The sequence below is a fragment of the Culturomica massiliensis genome, from assembly GCF_900091655.1.
GTDB classification, from domain to species: Bacteria; Bacteroidota; Bacteroidia; order Bacteroidales; family Marinifilaceae; genus Culturomica; species Culturomica massiliensis.
Window position 1 is genome coordinate 1,393,299 of record NZ_LT594621.1, and the last position, 18,738, is coordinate 1,412,036.

The 18,738-nt window shown below is 51.5% G+C and carries 15 protein-coding genes and 1 riboswitch; of the genes, 4 read left to right on the forward strand and 11 right to left on the reverse strand.

The annotated features are described in order from the left end of the window. Nucleotides 1-26 precede the first annotated feature (26 nt). A complete protein-coding gene (locus BN8908_RS07090) occupies nt 27-1,286 on the reverse strand; it encodes a hypothetical protein (protein ID WP_004293566.1) in 1,260 nt (419 codons plus the stop codon). Between the two features lie 14 nt (nt 1,287-1,300). Between BN8908_RS07090 and BN8908_RS18780 the strand changes: the two genes are divergently transcribed. Beyond that, on the forward strand, nt 1,301-1,459 hold the full coding sequence (locus BN8908_RS18780) for a hypothetical protein (protein WP_008672739.1): 159 nt from the start codon (nt 1,301-1,303) through the stop codon (nt 1,457-1,459). A gap of 108 nt (nt 1,460-1,567) precedes the next feature. On the opposite strand, the gene BN8908_RS18920 is transcribed toward BN8908_RS18780, so the two are convergent. The 10 genes from BN8908_RS18920 to BN8908_RS07135 all read right to left on the reverse strand — a co-directional run bounded on the left by BN8908_RS18920 (nt 1,568) and on the right by BN8908_RS07135 (nt 13,352). Continuing rightward, nucleotides 1,568-1,912, reverse strand: a complete 345-nt coding sequence (locus tag BN8908_RS18920; RefSeq protein ID WP_229031372.1) for a hypothetical protein — start codon at nt 1,910-1,912, stop codon at nt 1,568-1,570. Nucleotides 1,913-1,961: 49 nt separating this feature from the next. Next, the gene (locus BN8908_RS18925) at nt 1,962-2,174 is read right to left on the reverse strand and encodes a hypothetical protein (protein ID WP_191835317.1); all 213 of its coding nucleotides are present in this window, start codon (nt 2,172-2,174) and stop codon (nt 1,962-1,964) included. Nucleotides 2,175-2,176: 2 nt separating this feature from the next. Beyond that, nucleotides 2,177-4,759, reverse strand: a complete 2,583-nt coding sequence (locus BN8908_RS07100; RefSeq protein WP_004293569.1) for a hypothetical protein — start codon at nt 4,757-4,759, stop codon at nt 2,177-2,179. Continuing rightward, nucleotides 4,756-5,160: a hypothetical protein gene (locus tag BN8908_RS07105; protein ID WP_227225037.1), complete on the reverse strand. Its 405-nt coding sequence runs from the start codon at nt 5,158-5,160 to the stop codon at nt 4,756-4,758. Before BN8908_RS07105 ends, BN8908_RS07100 begins: the two co-directional genes overlap by 4 nt. Before the next feature lie 151 nt (nt 5,161-5,311). Next, complete coding sequence (locus BN8908_RS07110) at nt 5,312-6,205, reverse strand: hypothetical protein (protein ID WP_004293574.1); 894 nt, start codon at nt 6,203-6,205, stop codon at nt 5,312-5,314. Further along, nucleotides 6,202-7,134 carry a hypothetical protein gene (locus BN8908_RS07115; protein WP_004293575.1) on the reverse strand — a complete coding sequence of 311 codons (933 nt, stop codon included), beginning with the start codon at nt 7,132-7,134 and terminating at the stop codon, nt 6,202-6,204. The genes BN8908_RS07110 and BN8908_RS07115 overlap by 4 nt, the downstream gene beginning before the upstream one ends. After that, nucleotides 7,127-7,804 (reverse strand): hypothetical protein, encoded by a 678-nt coding sequence (locus BN8908_RS07120; RefSeq protein WP_004293576.1) that lies wholly within the window; start codon nt 7,802-7,804, stop codon nt 7,127-7,129. Before BN8908_RS07120 ends, BN8908_RS07115 begins: the two co-directional genes overlap by 8 nt. A gap of 110 nt (nt 7,805-7,914) precedes the next feature. Beyond that, nucleotides 7,915-8,238, reverse strand: a complete 324-nt coding sequence (locus tag BN8908_RS07125; protein WP_004293577.1) for a hypothetical protein — start codon at nt 8,236-8,238, stop codon at nt 7,915-7,917. Between the two features lie 5 nt (nt 8,239-8,243). After that, on the reverse strand, nt 8,244-8,531 hold the full coding sequence (locus BN8908_RS07130; RefSeq protein WP_004293578.1) for a hypothetical protein: 288 nt from the start codon (nt 8,529-8,531) through the stop codon (nt 8,244-8,246). Nucleotides 8,532-8,582: 51 nt separating this feature from the next. Next, nucleotides 8,583-13,352 carry a hypothetical protein gene (locus BN8908_RS07135; protein WP_004293579.1) on the reverse strand — a complete coding sequence of 1,590 codons (4,770 nt, stop codon included), beginning with the start codon at nt 13,350-13,352 and terminating at the stop codon, nt 8,583-8,585. Between the two features lie 91 nt (nt 13,353-13,443). Next, nucleotides 13,444-13,631: riboswitch (cobalamin riboswitch) on the forward strand. Between the two features lie 157 nt (nt 13,632-13,788). On the opposite strand from BN8908_RS07135, the gene BN8908_RS07140 reads away from it, so the two are divergent. The 3 genes from BN8908_RS07140 to BN8908_RS07150 are packed head-to-tail and all read left to right on the forward strand — an operon-like array spanning nt 13,789 to nt 18,738. Then, on the forward strand, nt 13,789-14,748 hold the full coding sequence (locus BN8908_RS07140) for a DUF4465 domain-containing protein (protein WP_004293580.1): 960 nt from the start codon (nt 13,789-13,791) through the stop codon (nt 14,746-14,748). Nucleotides 14,749-14,801: 53 nt separating this feature from the next. Next, nucleotides 14,802-16,610, forward strand: a complete 1,809-nt coding sequence (locus BN8908_RS07145; RefSeq protein WP_004293581.1) for a PKD-like domain-containing protein — start codon at nt 14,802-14,804, stop codon at nt 16,608-16,610. 1 nt (nt 16,611) lies between these two features. After that, the gene (locus BN8908_RS07150; protein ID WP_004303979.1) at nt 16,612-18,738 is read left to right on the forward strand and encodes a receptor L domain-containing protein; all 2,127 of its coding nucleotides are present in this window, start codon (nt 16,612-16,614) and stop codon (nt 18,736-18,738) included.

Consider the following 18,738-nt stretch of genomic DNA (forward strand, 5'->3'; position numbering starts at 1 on the left):
TTAGAATTCAAGAACTTGTGAAAGGCTTATCTGCGGTGGCGGGGACGCCCGGCACGCTCTTCCGTTTCCTCCGGCTGCTCTTCTTCCTCCCCGGGGACATCCTCCGGTTCGTCACTGGGCTTCGGACCCTCCATCTCGCTTTCGATCAGGTCGAGTAGTTCCCGGTTGCTCGTGGAGCGTGTGACACGCACGGAGAGCCCTTCCTGCTCGATGTAGCCGCGGATCATCGCACGCAGCTCCTGGCCTTCCTCGGTCTTCTCACCGAGTTCCTGCCGCTGAAGCTCGTCATAACGTTCGAAAAGGTCGTCCAGCGAGATGCCTCCGCCTTCACGCCCGTTTTCTCTGTTATCTTTCGTACGGCGGTCGAACGAGAACGCGGATATATCCTCCTTGGGCAGTTCACCGTCCAGCGTGTCGATGACCGTCTTCATTTCATCCGTCTCCATGAGCGACATGCCGTAGATACCGTCGCACTGTTTGAGGAACTCGACGGTGGCTCCCAGATGATAACGGGTGTAGCGGTAGATGATTTCCGGGATACGCGGCGCACCCATCAGGGCGGTCAGCTCCTCCTTGGTCAACGGTACCGGTTCCGATTCGTTGTCAATGGAAATGACATACTCGGTCTTGGCTCCGTTCTTGCGCTTTTCAATCTCCACCGGATAGGCGTCATACACCGAGGAAATCGGGCACGGGTAAGACGGATTCTTGGCCAGTTTCTTGCTCCACAGCTTGAACTTCCTCTCATCCAGATCCTTGAACTGGGCATGGGAAAGGGTCATCATCTGCACGCCTTTGGCTCGTTCACCCAGGTCGAATACATAGAGACAGTGGCCGTAACTGTATTTCAGACCGCCTCCGAACGAGCCCCCGGCAATCTTTTCCGCCAGTTTGTCGTCCCCGTCCTCTTTTGCGGCTTCGACGGCCATGCGGCGGTAAGTCTCGATGGGATCAACGCTATATCCGGCATCGGTAGCGCGGGTGACAGTGACATACATCTTTTGGGGCTTGTTCCCCGTAGCGGGTTTCTCCAGCTCCAGAAGCAGCTGGTGGACGGGATACTCATAGCCCGGACGTGTCGGCGAGCCGTCCGGATTGGGAGCGATGGGCAGGATACGGAGACGGTAAGTCCCGAACTTGTCCATGCGGAAGAACTCCGTACGGGCGAACGCCCTGTTCTCCTCCTGGGCACGCAACTGTGCCTCCTGATAAGATTCCTGAACGCCGAGGAACATTTCCTCGACAGACATGCCTTCCATGCCGTTGTTCTTTTCTTCTTCTTGCATAAACGCTTTGTTTTATGGATTTAAAAATGCCCGAAGAATGCGACACGGTATACCCGCATCGCAAAGAAACTGGTAACAGGACGGACGGGTTCGGTTGCACCGTCCGCGTTCAACTGATAAAATTGGGAGAGGATGTCTCGCTGACCGTATCCCGAAAGAGGATACTCATTTGACAATATGGAAAGGTCTTGCAGCGACCGTGGAATACAAAATTAGGCAAATTACCCGGAACAGCCATACATGTACATGAATGTTTCTCACCGGCATTGTCCTTCAGCGCATTACCGTTTCATTTTAAGAATGCTTTTAATCTCTCCGAGCAGTCTGTCGCCGCCCGGCGCGTTCCGCGCTTCGGCAAGCAGCCTCCTGCGGTTCCGGCGGATATACTCTTCTCTCTTGCGGCGGCATATGCCTTCATAGTAGGCTTTGCGCTCCGGCGTGAGCCGTTTCCCGCGCCGGCAATAGACCCCGTCCCGGCGGTACTCGTCCAGGTAGCGGCGGAACTTCGCCTTGCCGCAGGAAGGGTCTTTCGATGCCTCCGCCACCGACCGTATGACCTGCCAGTCCGGCTCGAAGGGCTGCTGCGTGGCGCATAACCTGCGGAGCAGATGATAGACTACCGGCATCTCATACCGGAGCATGAAGCCTATCCGTGTCTCGTCGAAAGGAAAGCGCTTAAGCGTCCCCTGCGGTCTTCCGTCTTCTCGCTTTCGGGGCTTCTGCTGCCGGGGAGACGGTTTCTTCTGCGGCTGCCGCCTGATTTTCTTCTGTTTCATGATGTTGCGGTTGAATGGTTTGCTGTACGGTTTCACGGACGGGAACGTTCCTGCGCTCCGCAATCCTCCGGCGGCTTTCAATATCGCCGTTTACATTGAGTTTATGTTTCATGACTATACAAAATAGGTGAAGTTGAGTTCTACATTGACATTGTACATACCGCGCTCGTAAAGCTGTATCCTGCGCGAACCGCCGTAGATGGTGAACGAGGAGCCCCGGTTGTACTTGTGGTCATCGTTCCAGTCAGCGGCGCTGCAGCGCACGCTGTATCTCGGGGGCTGTATCTTGTTCGGGATGACGGCAACGATGCCGCCCCAGTTGCTGCCGTCCCTGCGTGCGGTATTGATATACCCCTGTATGGACACGATATTCCCGATCTGGCGGATAAACAGCCCCTGGGTATCTGTTCCCGAGCCGCTGTTCTCCATGTGCATCCATCCCGTATCCGCCAGCAGGGGCTGGTATTCTTCCGCATAGGCGGCTCCGATAGCGCGGCAGGCCTGCCGTTTCGCCTCCGCTGTCGGCAAGGACAGGTCGGAAAGTTTGCCGTCCTTGCGCAGGTAGTCCTTGACGATTTCGTCTTTGGACAGCACGTCCAACTTGTTCCGCAGGAGCTGCCGGGCTTCCATGGGGGATTTTCCTTGCCCGGTCAAAAAGTCGATGTAATCCTGGAACAGGTTTTCAAGCGCGGCGAAGCGGGCGTCCGCCCCGGCCTTGGTATACAGGTTCAGGTTGGTGGCGATGGTATCCTTTTCGGAAGCGTTGTAGCCGCCCATCAGCCGCTCCGCCTTTTTCTTGAGTTCCCTGACAACCTGCGAGGTCATCACGTATCCCTCGACCTGCGCGTGCGAAATGCCGCCTTCATCTATGTAGGCGAACGAACCGGTCTTGATTTCCAGCAGTTTGTCCCTGAGTTCGGGTGTGAAGACAATGCCCTCGTAAGCGGAGTCAGTCCCGAGCTTGCCGTCCATCATCCGGTCTATCTCGGCCGTGGAATAGACTTCGAGGTTCTTGCGTGCCTTGCCCTTGTCCGGAAGGTCGGACAGGTTCGAGGTCTTGGCCAGTTTCAGCTCCCCGGTACCTTTCTTTTCGGCATCGAGGGTATCCCTGACGGCCGCCTGCCGCTTTGCTTTCAGTTCGGCGGCTTCCTCTGCCGTCAGCCCGCTGATCTCGTCCGCCGTCAGGCGCACCAGCTCCTTCAATCCTTCGGAGATTTCCAGAAATACCTCCCCGGCTTCCGCTTTGGAATAGACATCGATATTCTTCCGGGCGGCAGCCTTGTCCATGACATCGGAAAGGTTCCCGTCGGCGGAGAGTTTCATTTTCAAAGCCGCCGCGACGGTTCCCGATGTGACATAACCTTCGCCGCCCTCCGTCAGTTCTCCGGTAGTGATAGCCGCCAGTTTCTTCCTGTATTCGGTCGTGAAGTCTTCGGTAGAGAGCTGTTTGCCTTCTACCACATCCACTTTCTTTCCCATCGCCTCCGTAAAGGCCCTGACGGTCACATAGGTGTCGGACACGGATTTTCCGTTGATTTTAAGCGTACCGAGCACATCCACCGCTCCCAAAGGGGCAAGCACGATGTCGCCCAGAGCGTTCCTCAGCGCAAAACGGAAACTGTCAGCGGTGTCGAAGCCGACGGTGGCGAGCAGCGCGGCGGCACTGTCGCGCCAGGTAATCAGGTTTGTCAGCCTGGCATTGTCTTTCGTATAGGCGGTATTCTGAATATCGATACCCCGTCCGGTGCTTTGCAGGGAGAGCAGTCCGCCGACCTGCAGGGTGGCGGTACGCCCGATGACTTTCAAAACAGGTGTGGTGCAGGCTTTTCCGTCATGCACGGCAAAGTCACGGTATTTTGTTCCGCCGCCCTCCGTGCCGTGGTAATTGATACGGATACAACCCTCATCCGTCACATCCGAGGTGTTATAGATGTCGTATCCCTTGATGCGGACAGCCCCGATCCGGGCGTTTTCATTCAGCGAAGTACCGCAGGATATGCCGTCTTCCGTAACCCTGGCCAGTTCCTTGCCTTGTTTCATGAAACTGAACGTGCCGTCCGTCCGGATGACAATCTCGTTGACAAGCAGACCGTGCAGGTAGGCACCGATGGCGGCATGGCCGTCCGCCTTGACGATGCCTTTGAGCATGTAGCCGTTCCCGCCGCTGACGGAGACGGCGGTCTTGGAGCTGATTTCTTTCTGCCCGGTGAACGTTCCGGCCAGCACCAGATCCTTCTTGACGGTCTGCCGGGCAAAAGGTGTATCGAGCAGGACAGCATAGCGGCCGAAGAACTTGTCGATGAACCGGGGTGCATAGCTCTCCGTCACCTCGATGGCCGCCGGCAGTTTGTCAGTAACCGGATCGACCGTATCCGGGACAGCCTTGGCTCCGGCACAGAGATAACAGGTACGCCCGCGCTTGTTGACCTCATTGGCGTAGACCACCGATTCATGCCGGTTGATTTCGTATATATAATAGGGATAGACAGCATCGGCGCAGCCGTCGAAACGGCGTACCTTTCCGCCGAGCCAGACATAACCCGGGGAGACGCGGGGACCCTCGATCTCGCATCCGGAGATGATGAAGTCCGAGCAGCCGTCAAAAACGGCACTCATGCTGAGAGCCAGTTCCTGCAAGTTCAGGATATCGTCCGAGTAGGTATACCGTCCGCCGGTTTCCGCAATATATTCTTTCATTGTCCTGTATTCTTATTGGGGGTGTATTCGTCTTCGTCGATCTTGATCAGGTAGGTCTTGCCTGCTGTCTTATAGGTGTTCACCACATAGGAAAGCATATAGACCAGTTCCCGCGGAGGTATGGTGACGGGCGGGACGCAGACCATGAAGCTGACCTTGTTGATCAGCTTCTCTTCCGCCAGCAGGTAGAACGGACGGGGGCGTTCCGCCTCATTGTCCGTTGTAACCTGTTCCCCGTTGTACCATACGGTGAAAGGACGCTGGTATTCCGCCCCTTCGTGGTACAGGTCCACACCGACACTCGTGCTGTCCTTGATGAAGATGCGGTCCTTGCCGTCCTTGATGTATTTACCGAACCGGTAGTTCAGGAACCACTCGAAATAGATGACCTGTGAGGTCATGCGCGCCTCGATATGCCGTTCCCGTGCAAACGTACGGAACCGTTCGTTCAGGCTTTGCAAGGGATAGAGGCAGCTCTGCACGAAGAGGATGAACCGCCGTCCCGACAGGTAGTGCGGCACGAGCCGGTTCACCGAACGGTCTATGGGCAGCTTATATCTCATGGTTTTCGACTTTGAGCGTGATGGCTTCCCGGAAGGTCGGCAGTTCCGACTCCTCGTCCTTGCGCGAGGACTCTTTCAGGTAGCCCGAGGCGGTGTATGTCATGCGGCCGACACGTTGCAGGGGCTGGATTTGCCCGTCCGTATCGTGGCAAGCAATAAACACGCCCTGCTCGGGGATTGCCGTCTCGTCGATATAGACGTCTGTAACGTGTTCGGCACGGCGTATGGCATCCGTCAGGCGGGAGACATAGACCGCAGCGTCGAAGTCGATGCCCATAATGTAGTCCCGGATACGGGTCTCGATGCTGTCGTACATCTCCGCCTCGGGAACGGCACCATCGTAGAAGACCGTAAGACGCGGCACCAGCACGTCGCCTTTGGTCGAGATGACCTCGATGCGTGTGCCGGCGAATTTCAGCTTGCCGATATAGGCATTGATGGGCACCAGCTCCTCGGCGGGAATAGCTTCCAGATGTCCTTTCGTGCCGGTAGCGATTTTCAGTACCAGCTTGCTGTCGAGGTTGCTGTCGTCCGTGCTCTCCACATAGGAGACCTGCGTAATGATGCGTTTGGTCTCATCGACCTGGGCATACCCGAAAGCCAGTCCGTCCTCGCGGACGGTCAGCTCGTCGCCCTGCTGGTATTGCAGCAGCGCATTGGCGTAGTAGTCCGGCGTGCCGTTGATCCGGTTGTTGATGGCTTCCGAGATATCCACCGCGAAGACATCAAGCAGCGTCTCGAAACTGTAGATGACAGCGGCTACGGTCCATAGGATACCGTTCATGACAGACAGCTTCGAGTCGCTGGCGAACTCCGTCAGTTCCAGCCGCCGGTTGCGTTCCTGCACGGCTTCATTGTATATCTCCTTAATCGTCCGGCTCATTCCACTGTATAGGTTATATCGTCGATAATGAATTTCCACGCGCCACCCTCATTCCAGGCCTCCTCGTGCAGGATGACCCATACGGCTTCCATGCCCGAGGCGATACGGTAGCGCCCCGTTTCGGTATCCCGGTCCGGCTCCCGATAGGTTCCCGTCGGGGCTGTAGGTAAAATGACCGTGCAATTCCGTCGGTCGCCGTAATGTTCCACAAGGGTTGTCAGGTAATGATCTATGACTGTCGGTTTCAGTCGGGCGGCGGAGAGGTCGAGTGTCATCAGTTCCCGGCATTCGGCAAGCGGTGCAAGATCGGCCAACGCGCAATTCGACAGGTTCAGGCTGTAGGTTCCGGAAAGCAGCCGCAGGCTCTCCAAGGAGAGTGTGGCGTGCGTGAGCGTCAGCTCCTCCACCGGCAGTGTCTGCACCAGTACCAACGACCGCGGTTTGAGCCCGCTCCAGTCGATACTCCGGAAGCAGGCATCGGTAAACCAACGGATACGACGCCTGTCCCTGACTTTGTTGTCGAAGGTATGGGTGAGCAGCTGCGGCGTGTCCGCGAGGAGGACGGTCTCGGTGTCGCTGTTGTCGCCCCAGTCGATTTCCAGCTGTCCCGCACCGGAAACGGCACACTGCACGGTGATGATCCCGGCAGCGAGCGTGAGGACGACAGCAAGCGGCAAGGTGAACGTTTTGGGATAGACATGCCGTTCACCGTTAGCGGGGACGATGCCGTGCAACCCGTTATAGGCGACTACATCGGCGCGGATAACGAAATCGTCCGTGTAGACAAGTTCCCGGCCGGCAGTCAATGTCGTGGCGAAGGAGAGATCGGGGTTGTTGATGAGCAAATCCACGACTCCCTCGATGCTGCCGTACAGGTACAGGGCCACATCGTAGATATTCTGTCCGGCTACGACCCTGTACTTACCCATCGTTCTCCTCCTTTTCCTCGGTTTCTAAAAGCAGCTCTCCCGTGGCAGAATCCATATAGGCATTCTTGATGACGACCTTGTCCGACAGGAATTCCGACTGCAGTTTGGCGGCAAGACCGTTGTTTTCCAGACTCGAATGCAGGTAGTCGACGAGGCCGACACCTGTCGTAGAATGTTGGTAGAGATTTCCGGCTGAAGCTTTCAGCAGAAACGTCTCGTTCTGGGCTTTGGCGGCTCCTATTTCGAAGTCGGTCTCTGAGCCGCTGTACACGGCAAGGTAACCGTCCCGTGACAGCAGGTTGTAGACTCCCTTCTCATTGAGGGAGAAAAATGCGGCCAGGGCGATATCGGCCGTGCCGGCTTCCGTCTCCGCCACGACGGGAAACCAATGTTTGCCCGTCGCAGGATTTCTCAGGTACTCCGTGCCGCCCGAACCGCTTTCCATAACCAGACGGACCGTCAGGCGGCGCATGTCGGGCGTATAGGGAATCCTGACATGGAACCCTTTGCCGTCGTTATACGTGTACACGAAGCCGACGGGGACGGTAATCTCTCCGTAGCGGAAGGTGTCGTTGTCCGCACCCGCGACGGCATCGAGCAGGCGGAAGTCGTAGAAACTCTTGCCGGCGATATTGCCGGAAGTCTCCACCTCACCGTATTCGGCGTCCATTGTTATGTCCTGTCTTGCCATGAACGATACTTCAACAAAAAGCCCGACCATACATCAGAGTACGACCGGGCACTCTTTTCAAAAGAGTAGCGGCAGAAAGAAAGGATGGTTTACTTCTCCTGAATGAAATCGTAGATGCGCGACACGGTAGCCCACATATCGTCCGGAAGCTCCTCGTCCGAGATGCGTTCGCAGGCTTTCCGGAGATACTCCATCTCGTCCCCCGAGAACTCCACGGCAAGCGGTTTCTCCTTCTCCACATCCCATTCGATGCGCTTGTCCTCGGCATTCTCGTGAAGACCGATGGCTTTGCGCTCCTCGTCCGGAATGGCGATCTTGCGCAGAATCTCTTTTTTGAGGTTGAAGTCCTTGAAGTTGCCCCGTGCCGGCAAAAAGGACGGCAGGTAAAGGCGGTCTTTGACTGACAGTTCCATATTATTTATGCATTTTGTACGTTACTCTTTTTTATTTCGTCGATCATGGTATCGAAATCATGAAACAGGGGTGCAAGCGGCTCTCCCATAGGAATGTTGCATGAAATAACGCCTTGTTCCATGTAGATGATACCTATCTGCGGAGCGTTCCCCGAGCCATCCGTATCCTTCTTGCGGATGGAGGCGTGGACGCGGGTCAGCGCGTCATTGACGATGGAATATTCCAACTGGTAGTCGGCATTCTCCGTGCTCTCTTCGGCAACCTTGGTTACCGTTACGTTGGTGATGTTCATAATTCGCTTCTGTTTTTATTAAGTGTAGGGATATTCCCAGCAGAAAAGTTTTTAATAAGAGTGATTTAATATCTGGTAATGGAACGAGGGGTAATTGGCGCACAATACCGTAATGGAGTCTCCCTTGGCTAACGTGTAACTGGCAAGATCCCCGTTGTGGTTACGGATATTGGTGAATACAAGGCTATTCCCCCAGTTGTAGTTGTAAATTAGGGTAAATATGCAGGCGAAGTCCGACGGCAGAGTCGAGTAACCGAACATGGTGGCCACGGACGATGCCGACGGCAGGGTCACGCTGTACTTCTGGTTGGCATAAACGAAAAAGATGTTGAACTGCGAGAAATCGATCGTGTAACCGCTGCCTGTGAAATAGACATTCTTGATCTTGTTGCCGATGCAGGCAGGGGCTATAACAGAGGCATTGGACCATATTCCGTAGTTACGGTTACCGTTTTTGACATCGATATAAAGCCCGTAGTTGTTATTAAAGATGCTGTTCACCTTGTTGTTCACAATACGTCCGGTGGCACATGATCCGCCGGCGGATGCCGGTATGGTGTTGCTGCCGAACAGGACATACGAAATGGTGTCCCCCACGCGGAACAGGTCGTCGTAGATGGCAAGGCCGCCGCCTGAGCCGGTTCCTGTCGCCGTCGAGCCGATGCGCCCCTGACCGATGACGAATCCCCCGATGGTGCCGGCATTGGCGTTGATGGTGCCCGTCATCGTGACATTTCCCGAGGCGTCCCATTTGATATTCTGGTTGGCCAGATAACCCGATCCGTCATTGGCAAAGGAGATTTTCCCGCACCCGAACGTGGCGGAACCGTCCGTGTTCAGCGCCCAATAGTTTACTCCGGTGGAAGGGTTGTCGTGGTAAATATATCCTGAAGCCCCCATAACGATGCGGTGCCCCGAGGCCGGAGCCGAAGCGGTCAGGGCGCTTGTTCCGAGAATCCAGCCGCCGATCTTGCCGCTCACGGCCGTGATACCGTTCCTGTCCAGCGTGACCTTTACGCTATTGTTCGCATCCTTGACGGAGATGCTGCCGTTATAGCTGCTCCCTCCGACAGTCAGGGCGGAATCCACGATAATCTGGTTGGCGCGTACGGTTCCCGTGTAAATGCCGTTGGCATCGATGGTGGTCGTGTATTTCTCCGTGGAGGTAAGGTCGAAGACCGTGGCATAGGCCACATACCAGATGACAGGCGTATCGGAAGTCCCCTGCGTGCCGTCCACGTAGAAGAAATGGGTGCTGGAAAAATCGGCGGTGCCGCACACGACCTTGTAGACGTATTCTTTCCAGTCGCCCGTGCCGGCGTTCGACGTAAGCCACCGGTGCGAACCTCCCGTGCCGACGCTGTTCGTCGCCCAACAGAGATTTCTGCCGGCGGGGATCTTGGCGATAATGCGGGCGACGAGCACCTTGCGGTAACCGCATTTCGCCCCGAAATAGAAGCCTCCGTTGCGAGGGCTGGCACTGCCGCTGGTCTGGATTTTCAGGACATACTTGCTGTCATTGGGTGCCGTGGCATCCTGCTGCCGGGTAACGGTCACCATACCGTTCTGGGAGTTGTTGTAAACCACGACACCGTTGTTTCCGTTCCAGAAAGTCGGGTCGCGGTAGAGCATCTTCCCGAACGCCATGGCCGAAGCGAGTTCCTGCGCCGTCGTGATGCCCGTAGTCCACTGGGCGGATACGGATGCGGCAAAGGTAACCGTGCCGGCGGCATTCCATGAGATATTACCCGAGGCTATGTGCCCAGACCCGTCGTTGTTCAGACTCCATTTCGTGGAGTTGGCGATAGATCCGTCGCTGCCCAGCGAGATGTTGTTTTTCCAGATATGGTTGTGGTCGAAGGCCCACCCCGCGATACGGTTGTATACCTCCTTGCTGCCGCTTTTGGTATAGTTCACCGAGAGGCAGAAGTATTCCAGATTGTCCCATGACATCATCTGAAGACCTATGAATCCGGTCTTGACACTGTTGCCGGATGCCGCCACCTGCCCGAGGACGATATGCCCTGCATTGCTGCTCTGATACCACGTAAGGCATATACCCAGCGGCTTGTAGGCTCCCGTGTACCAGTAACCGCTGCCCGTGGAGGCGGAACGGATTTGCAACGGGATGGCACCCACAGCTCCGACGTTCCCTATGGTCATGTTGTCACTGCCGATGGAGAAACCGCCGATCTTGCCCTTCGTGAACGTGCAGCTGAGACCGTTGATGTAATCGGTATTGATAATGGACGACTTGATACCCACGGCATCGAGTTTCGAGGCGCTGATGCTGCCCGCGGCGATACGGTCTGCCGAAAGTGTTCCCGTCTTGATACTGCCGGCATCGATCGCCACGGCGTTGACCTGCGCCGCGGTAAGGGTGCCCGTGTAAATCCCTGTCGAGCCGATATAGGTCAGCGGGTGCGCCGCAAGCGTGCTGTCCGTGCTTTGCGCCAGAGCAATGAACCGATGGCGGCGGATCTCCTCCTCGACGGCAGCCGTGAGGGTGCGCGGCGCGGGGGCATAGGCTTGTGTGGAACCGCTCTGGAAGATAAGGTCGTTGCCGTAAGCGATTTGCGGAGCTGCCGGAATCGGCGAAGGACTATAACTGCTGCTCTCTATCGGCTGGTCGGAGTAGAGGTGGTACACGGCACCCGTATCGCCGCCGCCACGCAGGAAGACGGCGAACATGCAGTAGTTGCCGCACAGCTGCGCCCCGGCGAACATCCGGCAGTAGGTCTCGGAAAGGTCATAGATATCCCATGAATAGGCAATGCCACCCCAACCGCCGAAGTTGGTTTTGATAAGTACGATCAGACCTCCTTTGTGCGTGGATGTGTTCCACGAGACCGGAGCCTGCTCGGCATATCCCCGACGGACGAGAATGGTACGTTTGATGTTCTGGTCGCCACCTTTGAAAACGACTGGATAATAGGTCGCTTCGTCGCCGTTGATGATGAGTTTCTTGTAATATCGATAGCCGAAGTTCGTAACCTTGGCCGCTTCGATGTCGTTCTTCCATTGCAGCGATACGGAAGCCCCGAACGTAACGTTCCCGGCAGTGTCCCATGCAATGTTGCCCGAGGCGATCTGCCCCGAACCGTCGTTGTTCAGTTTCCATTTCGTGGAGTTGATGATCGAGCCGTCGCTGCCCAGCGACACGTTGCCCTTGCGAATGGAAGTCGTGTCGATCGTCCAGCCGGCTATGCTGTTGCTCGAACCCAGCTGTGCCACGCAGTACCCTGCACTGTCCGTGGTATAGAGCCCGAAGTCCGTGTCGCTGTTGTAGTAGAGCTGCACCCGCTGCCCGCTAGCGACACCCGAATTGGCCCCGTACACCGCGATGCGTCTGTTGCCGCTGTCTATCGAGATATGCGTGGCAGTGAGGGCCGAAGCCCCGATCATCCAGCCGCCGATTTTTCCTTTGGTGAAGGTACAGCTCAGGCCGTTGATATAGTCCGTGTTGATGATGGAGGACCTGATGCTGGCGGCATCGAGCTTCGAGGCCGCTATACTGCCTGCCGCTATGCGGTCGGCGGAGATGGTTCCTGCGGTAATCTGCGAGGCGGTGATACTGCCGGTATAGATTCCGTCGGCCGTGATCTTCGTCAGCTTGGGATAGCCGCTGCCGCCCAAAGCCGTGGTGAGGGAGCCGATAGGTGCCGTCCACAAGGCACTGACCGTCGAGGCGAACGTGACGTTGCCCGAAGCGTCCCACGCGATGTTGCCGCCCGCGACCGCTCCGGCTCCCGAGGCATCCAGCCGCCATTTATAGCCCCGGATACCGTTCGAGCCGAGCGTAATGCTACCTGCGGCAGAGGTGCAGCTCCCCACAGTGTTGTTCTTCGTACCCCGGTAAAGGGAGTCGGCATCCACCGTCCAGCCGCCGATTTTCCCTTTTGTAACGTTCAAGGTCAGAGCTTCGATGTTTCCGGCGGTAATCAAGGAGGCTTTCAACGCCGCCGTGTCGATGCGTGCCGCAGCGATAATCCCCGATGTGATCTGGGAAGCACTGATGGAAATCGTCTTAATCGTATCGGCCGAGAGTGTTCCGGTAAAGACGCCGTCCTTGTCGATGTAGGTCGCACCGACCCAGTTCAGACTCACTCCGCTGCCGAACTCGACCTTGCCTGTCGTGGCGTTATACCTGACATACTGGTCGCCATAACCCAACTGGGCGTTACCGCCGTTATCTACATAGAAGGTTTTGTAGCCATCCCTAAATCCATAGATGCCGTTTACCGCCTCTGCGGCGATCGTTCCCGAGGAGGTCTTCGTATTGAGTGTAAACGAGCCTATGGCTATCCCGGAGACGGTGCCGTCGCTGTTTTTCGTGCCCGCAAAGAGTTTGGGGGTGATGACCGTGTTGCCGTTGATGAGCGTCTTACCCGTATTCCACTCCTTGACCCAGTCGAGCATGTCGGCATCGACCCCGTCCTTGCCCGGGATACCCGCCTTGGCTTTCGACCAGACGAACGACAGATGATAGACAATACCGGAAATTGTCACGGGAATATCTATTGTTCCGTGGTCGGCGAGGGTCGTCGTACCGGCGGTGATAACGTAGGTTAAGGTCTTCGTGCCGTTATTGACGGTAACGGATGAGAATCCCGCCGGCTTACCCACCGCACCGATGGTAAAGGCCGTGAGTTCCTCGTCCCCGCACATCACCCGTACGGTCGAGGTGAGAGTGACGGACGAGAGAATCTTCCCCGTGTCATCCGCGGGGAACACGTATTCACCCAAAGACTGGGTTATGGTATACCCGTCCTTCTGGACATAGATGGTCGCCTGTCCCCGGGCGATGAGAATCTTTGCCATGAAACCTTTTTCTGAAAGTATAGTGCGGAATGATTCCGGCAGGTTGCGGATTTTTTTTCGTGTAAATGATATTATTATAAAAAATATTTGTATTTTTGTAATTGGAAATGGTTCCGGGCGGTTCGCCGCCACGGATGAAAAGGGAATCCGGTGAGAATCCGGGACAGTACCCGCTGCTGTAAGTCCCCTCAAGGTTGCCGCAACCTGCCACTGGTGTAATGCTGGGAAGGCGCGACGACTGGGACGAGTCAGAAGACCTGCCATGACCGGAAAAGGATTTACACCCGCGGGAGAAAATCGGGTTGCGATCAGATACGGAATGCCGTAGGAGTCATTCTCATATTTGAAGACAAACATAATCCCGTTCGTGTAAACCTGCGCGAACGGGATTTTTTGTGTTTGTTAAAAATATGTTTTATTAAAAAACAAGTAAGCTATGAAAAGAAATTTACGCTTTCTGGCGGGAGCTTTCCTGTTGACGGCAACCGCCCTGTTCACCGGCTGTAATTCAGACGATGACTTTTTGATGAATCCTCAAACTGATTCAGTAACTCCCGAAACCCGAGCCAACTTTAATGATGATGGCACTACAACCATTACATTCGATGACTTCGATGAAACATTCATGGCGGTTTCGCCTAAAGCAGAGAACTACTACACGCTTTATGGATATACTGCAGAGAACCAAATCAGGGAAATATACGATCCCGATTTTGTGTTTGTCTCCGACATGAATACTGTAACCAATTCTTATGGAGCGTATACTGAATTTTCCAGTGGTGCCATTGCGTTGTCGAAATACAATTATCGTTCTGATTCTGCTGCCGGCAAGACTTCTGGAACTAATTGGTGGTATACTTGGGAGAATCAATGTAGTGTCTATAATACAGCATCCACAGATGGGGCCAATACAGGGGCAGGTCACAGCGGTTCCAATTTTGCTGTTGTATACGGCTACTCTGATTTCGGAAATACGGAGTGGATGGCCAAACCTGAATTCTATTTTGACTCCCCTCGCAAATTCAAGGGTTTATGGTATTGTAACACAGCATATACCTATGGTGTGATTATAAATGGTAATCAGTTCGGAACATCGGGTGTTGCAACACCGTTGAGTAATCTGAAAGATTCTGACGGCAACAATATAGGATATTTCCAAGTCAACATCGAATGTTATGACGTAGATGGAAATTTGATCACCACTGTATCGAAATTGTTGGCCGACTACCGATATGATAAACCAACAGTGTCCCCCGTAACTACATGGACATATTGGGATATTAATGTAGCGGATGTGCAAAGTGTAAAATTCAATTTTGAAGGATCTGATGTCGATCCTATATATGGACTCAATACTCCGGCGTATCTTTGTATAGACGACGTTACAATAGAATAACAATTTAATATAGTTTGGCATAGAACTGATTTCAGTTCTATGCCTTTTTTATTATGAAGGCTTTCATATTTAGTATTCTTGTACTTTTGTTTTTTATTACAAGCTGTAATAAGAACGATGTAATTACTGAAGAAATAAAACAAGCTCCTATAATTGAACTCGATAGTGAGACTGGCATTTACACTATCAAAGTTGGGCGTGAACTGACAATTGCCCCGACATATAAATATGCGAATAATGCACTTTATGCATGGACAGTAGATGGAAAACTTCTTTCATCTGAATCAATATTGAAGTATACATGGAATCAGGAACAACATCTATATATCAAATTGCGAGTTGATACACCAGAGGGTTATGCGGAAGAAGAGTTAAAAGTAGAAGTATTGGAGTTAACTCCACCTACAATTTCAATCATAATCCCCTCTAAAGGATTAAAAGTGCCTCAAAACACGGATTATATTTTATCTCCAGATATTCAACATGACGATCTTGAAAATTTTAGAATTGAATGGGTACGCGATGGAGAAATCGTCGGAACAGAAAAAGCATATACGTTTCACGAAAAAGAACTCGGTACATATTCGATAACAATCCGGGCATCCAATATAGACGGAGAAACAATCCGTGATTTCGACGTAGAAGTTGTGGAAACAATGCCTTATTCCGTACGGTTTCCGACACCATCCTATACACAAACTTCTACGGATCGTTATACTTTTGCAGGGCGTCCTGTATATTTGCGGCCTTTGCTGGAATATTTCGATTATCCACAGTATCAATGGCAGGTCAATGGAAAAATTATGGAAGCCGCTACCGACAGGGTTTTTAAATTCACGCCGACGACTCCTGGAGAATATTTCGTTGCTGTTACTGTTACAGAAAAAATGCCCAACACACAGCCACTTTCACGTAACATAACACGTAGTAATACTTCAATTACAACGACAGTTAAGGTTATTTGTGAAGAAAAAACGGAACAAGAACGCTATCGGCAAGCGACAGCGACAAGTTCAGGTATTTGGGATAAGGTTTATGAATTCATTCCTGCTCCCGGACAGTTTATTAATGAGTTATCCCAAAATACCGGATTTATAGGAAATGAAACGACGCCCCAACAAGCCATAGAGTATGCAACGAAACGATTGAACAAAAAAGCGCATGTTTCACTGGGATCTTTCGGTGGTTATATCATCATCGGTTTTGACCATAGTATTGCTCCGAGTGGCCGAGAATACGATTTTGCAATACAAGGAAATGCTTTTAACAGTTCGAGCGGTGGCTCAAATGAGCCGGGCATTGTTTGGGTAATGCAAGATATAAATGGCAATGGCCAGCCAGACGATGAATGGTATGAATTAAAAGGATCTGAAACCGGCATCGATGGTACAATACAAGACTACGAAGTAACTTACTATAGACCTGCACCCAGAGCACATACTCCGTGGGTAGATAGTGAAGGTAATTCAGGTTCTGTCGATATGAATGCATACCATGGCCAAGAATATTATTATCCCAATTGGATTAAAGAAGATAGCTATACATTATATGGGACGCGTCTGACTCCTCGCAACAATCAAGATCCCGTTACAGGATATTGGGCGAATAACGCTTATGAGTGGGGGTATGTGGATAATATGGGTTCAGATAATCTGGTAGGAGGAAATGTCATTGATGGTAGCGGTCAGCGCAACGGATTCAAAATAGCCAATGCAATATATCATGACGGGACTCCAGTAAAATTGCAATATATAGACTTTATCAAAGTTCAGTGTGGAGTATTATCGAAAAGTGGTTGGCTTGGAGAGATATCCACAGAAGTATTTTCATTTGAAGACTTATCAATAACTAATAATCAATAATATGAGACAGTTTTGGCTTTTACTATTCATTGCCCCATTTCTTTTTTTATCATGTTCAGAAGATAATCAGACTCCAGAAAGTCCTGCTGATGCCGATGACAATTTTATCACATCAGTCGTGATGACTGTGGCAAGTCAATCCTATACAGCGGAAATAATTGACAATATAATTACCATAACAGTTCCATATACTGTTTCGTTAAATAATGCTCAAGTCGAATTCAAATACACATCCTCGGCAACAATTATTCCCGATCCGGCAAGCATTACTGACTGGGATACGGAACGAACGTTTCGTGTAACCTCTTACAATGGAGAAGCGAATGATTATACATATAAAGTCATTAAAGACGAGATTCGCTATGAAGGGGATGTGGAATTGAAGACAACAGCGGATGTTACGGCTTTCATTGATACGGACGTAACGGTTATCAAAGGTGATTTGATTATCGGGTCGGATGCTGAGGATGCAGAAGAATTGTCGGATATCGCCGCATTAAAAATATTGAAGGAAGTCGAAGGAAACATCATCATTCGGAAAAGTTATGTTGGACAAGATCTTACGGGACTTGATAATATCACTTCAATTGGAGGTTTGCAAATAGGAACTGAAACTGCCTTTGCGACCAACAGTAAATTGCAGATGGTCAGTATGAGATCTTTGCAGCATATTACTGGCGACATCGTTGTCTGCAACAATCAAGTAGCATATGTGCAATTCGACAACCTTGAAACGATTGATGGAAATATAATATTCAGGACTTCATCTCTACAAAGTTTTGAATTCCCTAAATTAACCACTGTCGTAAAGGATTTTGATCTCCAGTGTCTGACAAGTGACGGAGAACCAGGAGGAGAAATCACATCTTTGAGAATTCCTGAATTGACAAAAGTAAACGGTCGCTTAGGGGTTAATAATTTAGGCAAAATGATTTCTTTGGAATTTCCGAAATTACAAGAAGTTGGAAGTGTGGATTTTGCTTCTATACCGATTCCGTTGGAGACCCTTTCATTGCCGGAATTATCGGTAGTAAACGGCGACCTTAATCTCGTTTCCAGTTATATTGCGTCCGATGCTTTTACATCTACGGGAAATAATAAATTACAAGAAATAGATGGACTGTCTAACTTGTCGATTGTTAAAGGCACATTGACAATATCTAAATTCCAAGTCTTGAAAAAATTACCGGATTGGAGTAAATTAGAACAACTCGGAGGACTGACCTTGCTGCGTTTATTGGAGTGTTCTGATCGAATTTTAGATTTGAGCAAAGTAAATTTTGTACCTTTTGAGGATAACGAACCTTTAATTTCTATTACAGACGGGACTATATTCTCAAAAATTATCACAAAAGAGGATATGTCGCAAGTTAGCATGTTTCTAGCTCCGAGCGGTATTACCGGTTCAAGTGTTGGAATAGATCCAGAATTGAATTTTAAGAGTATTAAGAATTTTAAGTATTCTAGCAATATGACAACAGATCCTGTATTCCAATTTGAACGAGTTTACGGGAATATGGAAATTATAAGAGGTTCAAAAAAAGGCGTTTCAGCCCCTAACTTGGTAAGTGTAGATGGATATTTAAGCATCGAAACTACAATGGCAAACAATATCTCGTTCCCGAAATTGGAAATTGTCGGAGGTCAGTTATGTATTATCGGTAATCTGAACGCTGTTTCTAACTATGATTATGATTTTACGAATTTAAAGTCAGTCGGTTGTTCAAGCAATCCTCAATATATCAAAGAAGGGGTGATTAATAATATTTTATATGGTTCTTTAGATTTTATGGCATCAAATAAAGATTTTACATTTCCGTCATTGGAACATGTCGGGGGTGTTGGTATGACTGTTCGTGCCGTAAAAACTATTTCATGCCCCAAATTGCAGGCCATTGATGGAACACTTTGTGCTGCAAATGCAGCATCGCTTACGACTTTCAATATGCCAACTTTAACAAAACTCTCAGGAGTTCGATTTATCCGGTTGACACGGTTTGTTGATTATACGTTCTTCAAATCTTTTGTAGAAGAAGAGCAAATCAAGAAAGAAGACTGGCTTGTAACCAATTGCGGTTATAACCCCACCTACGAGGATATGCAAGCCGGTCGCTATACCCAGCAGTAA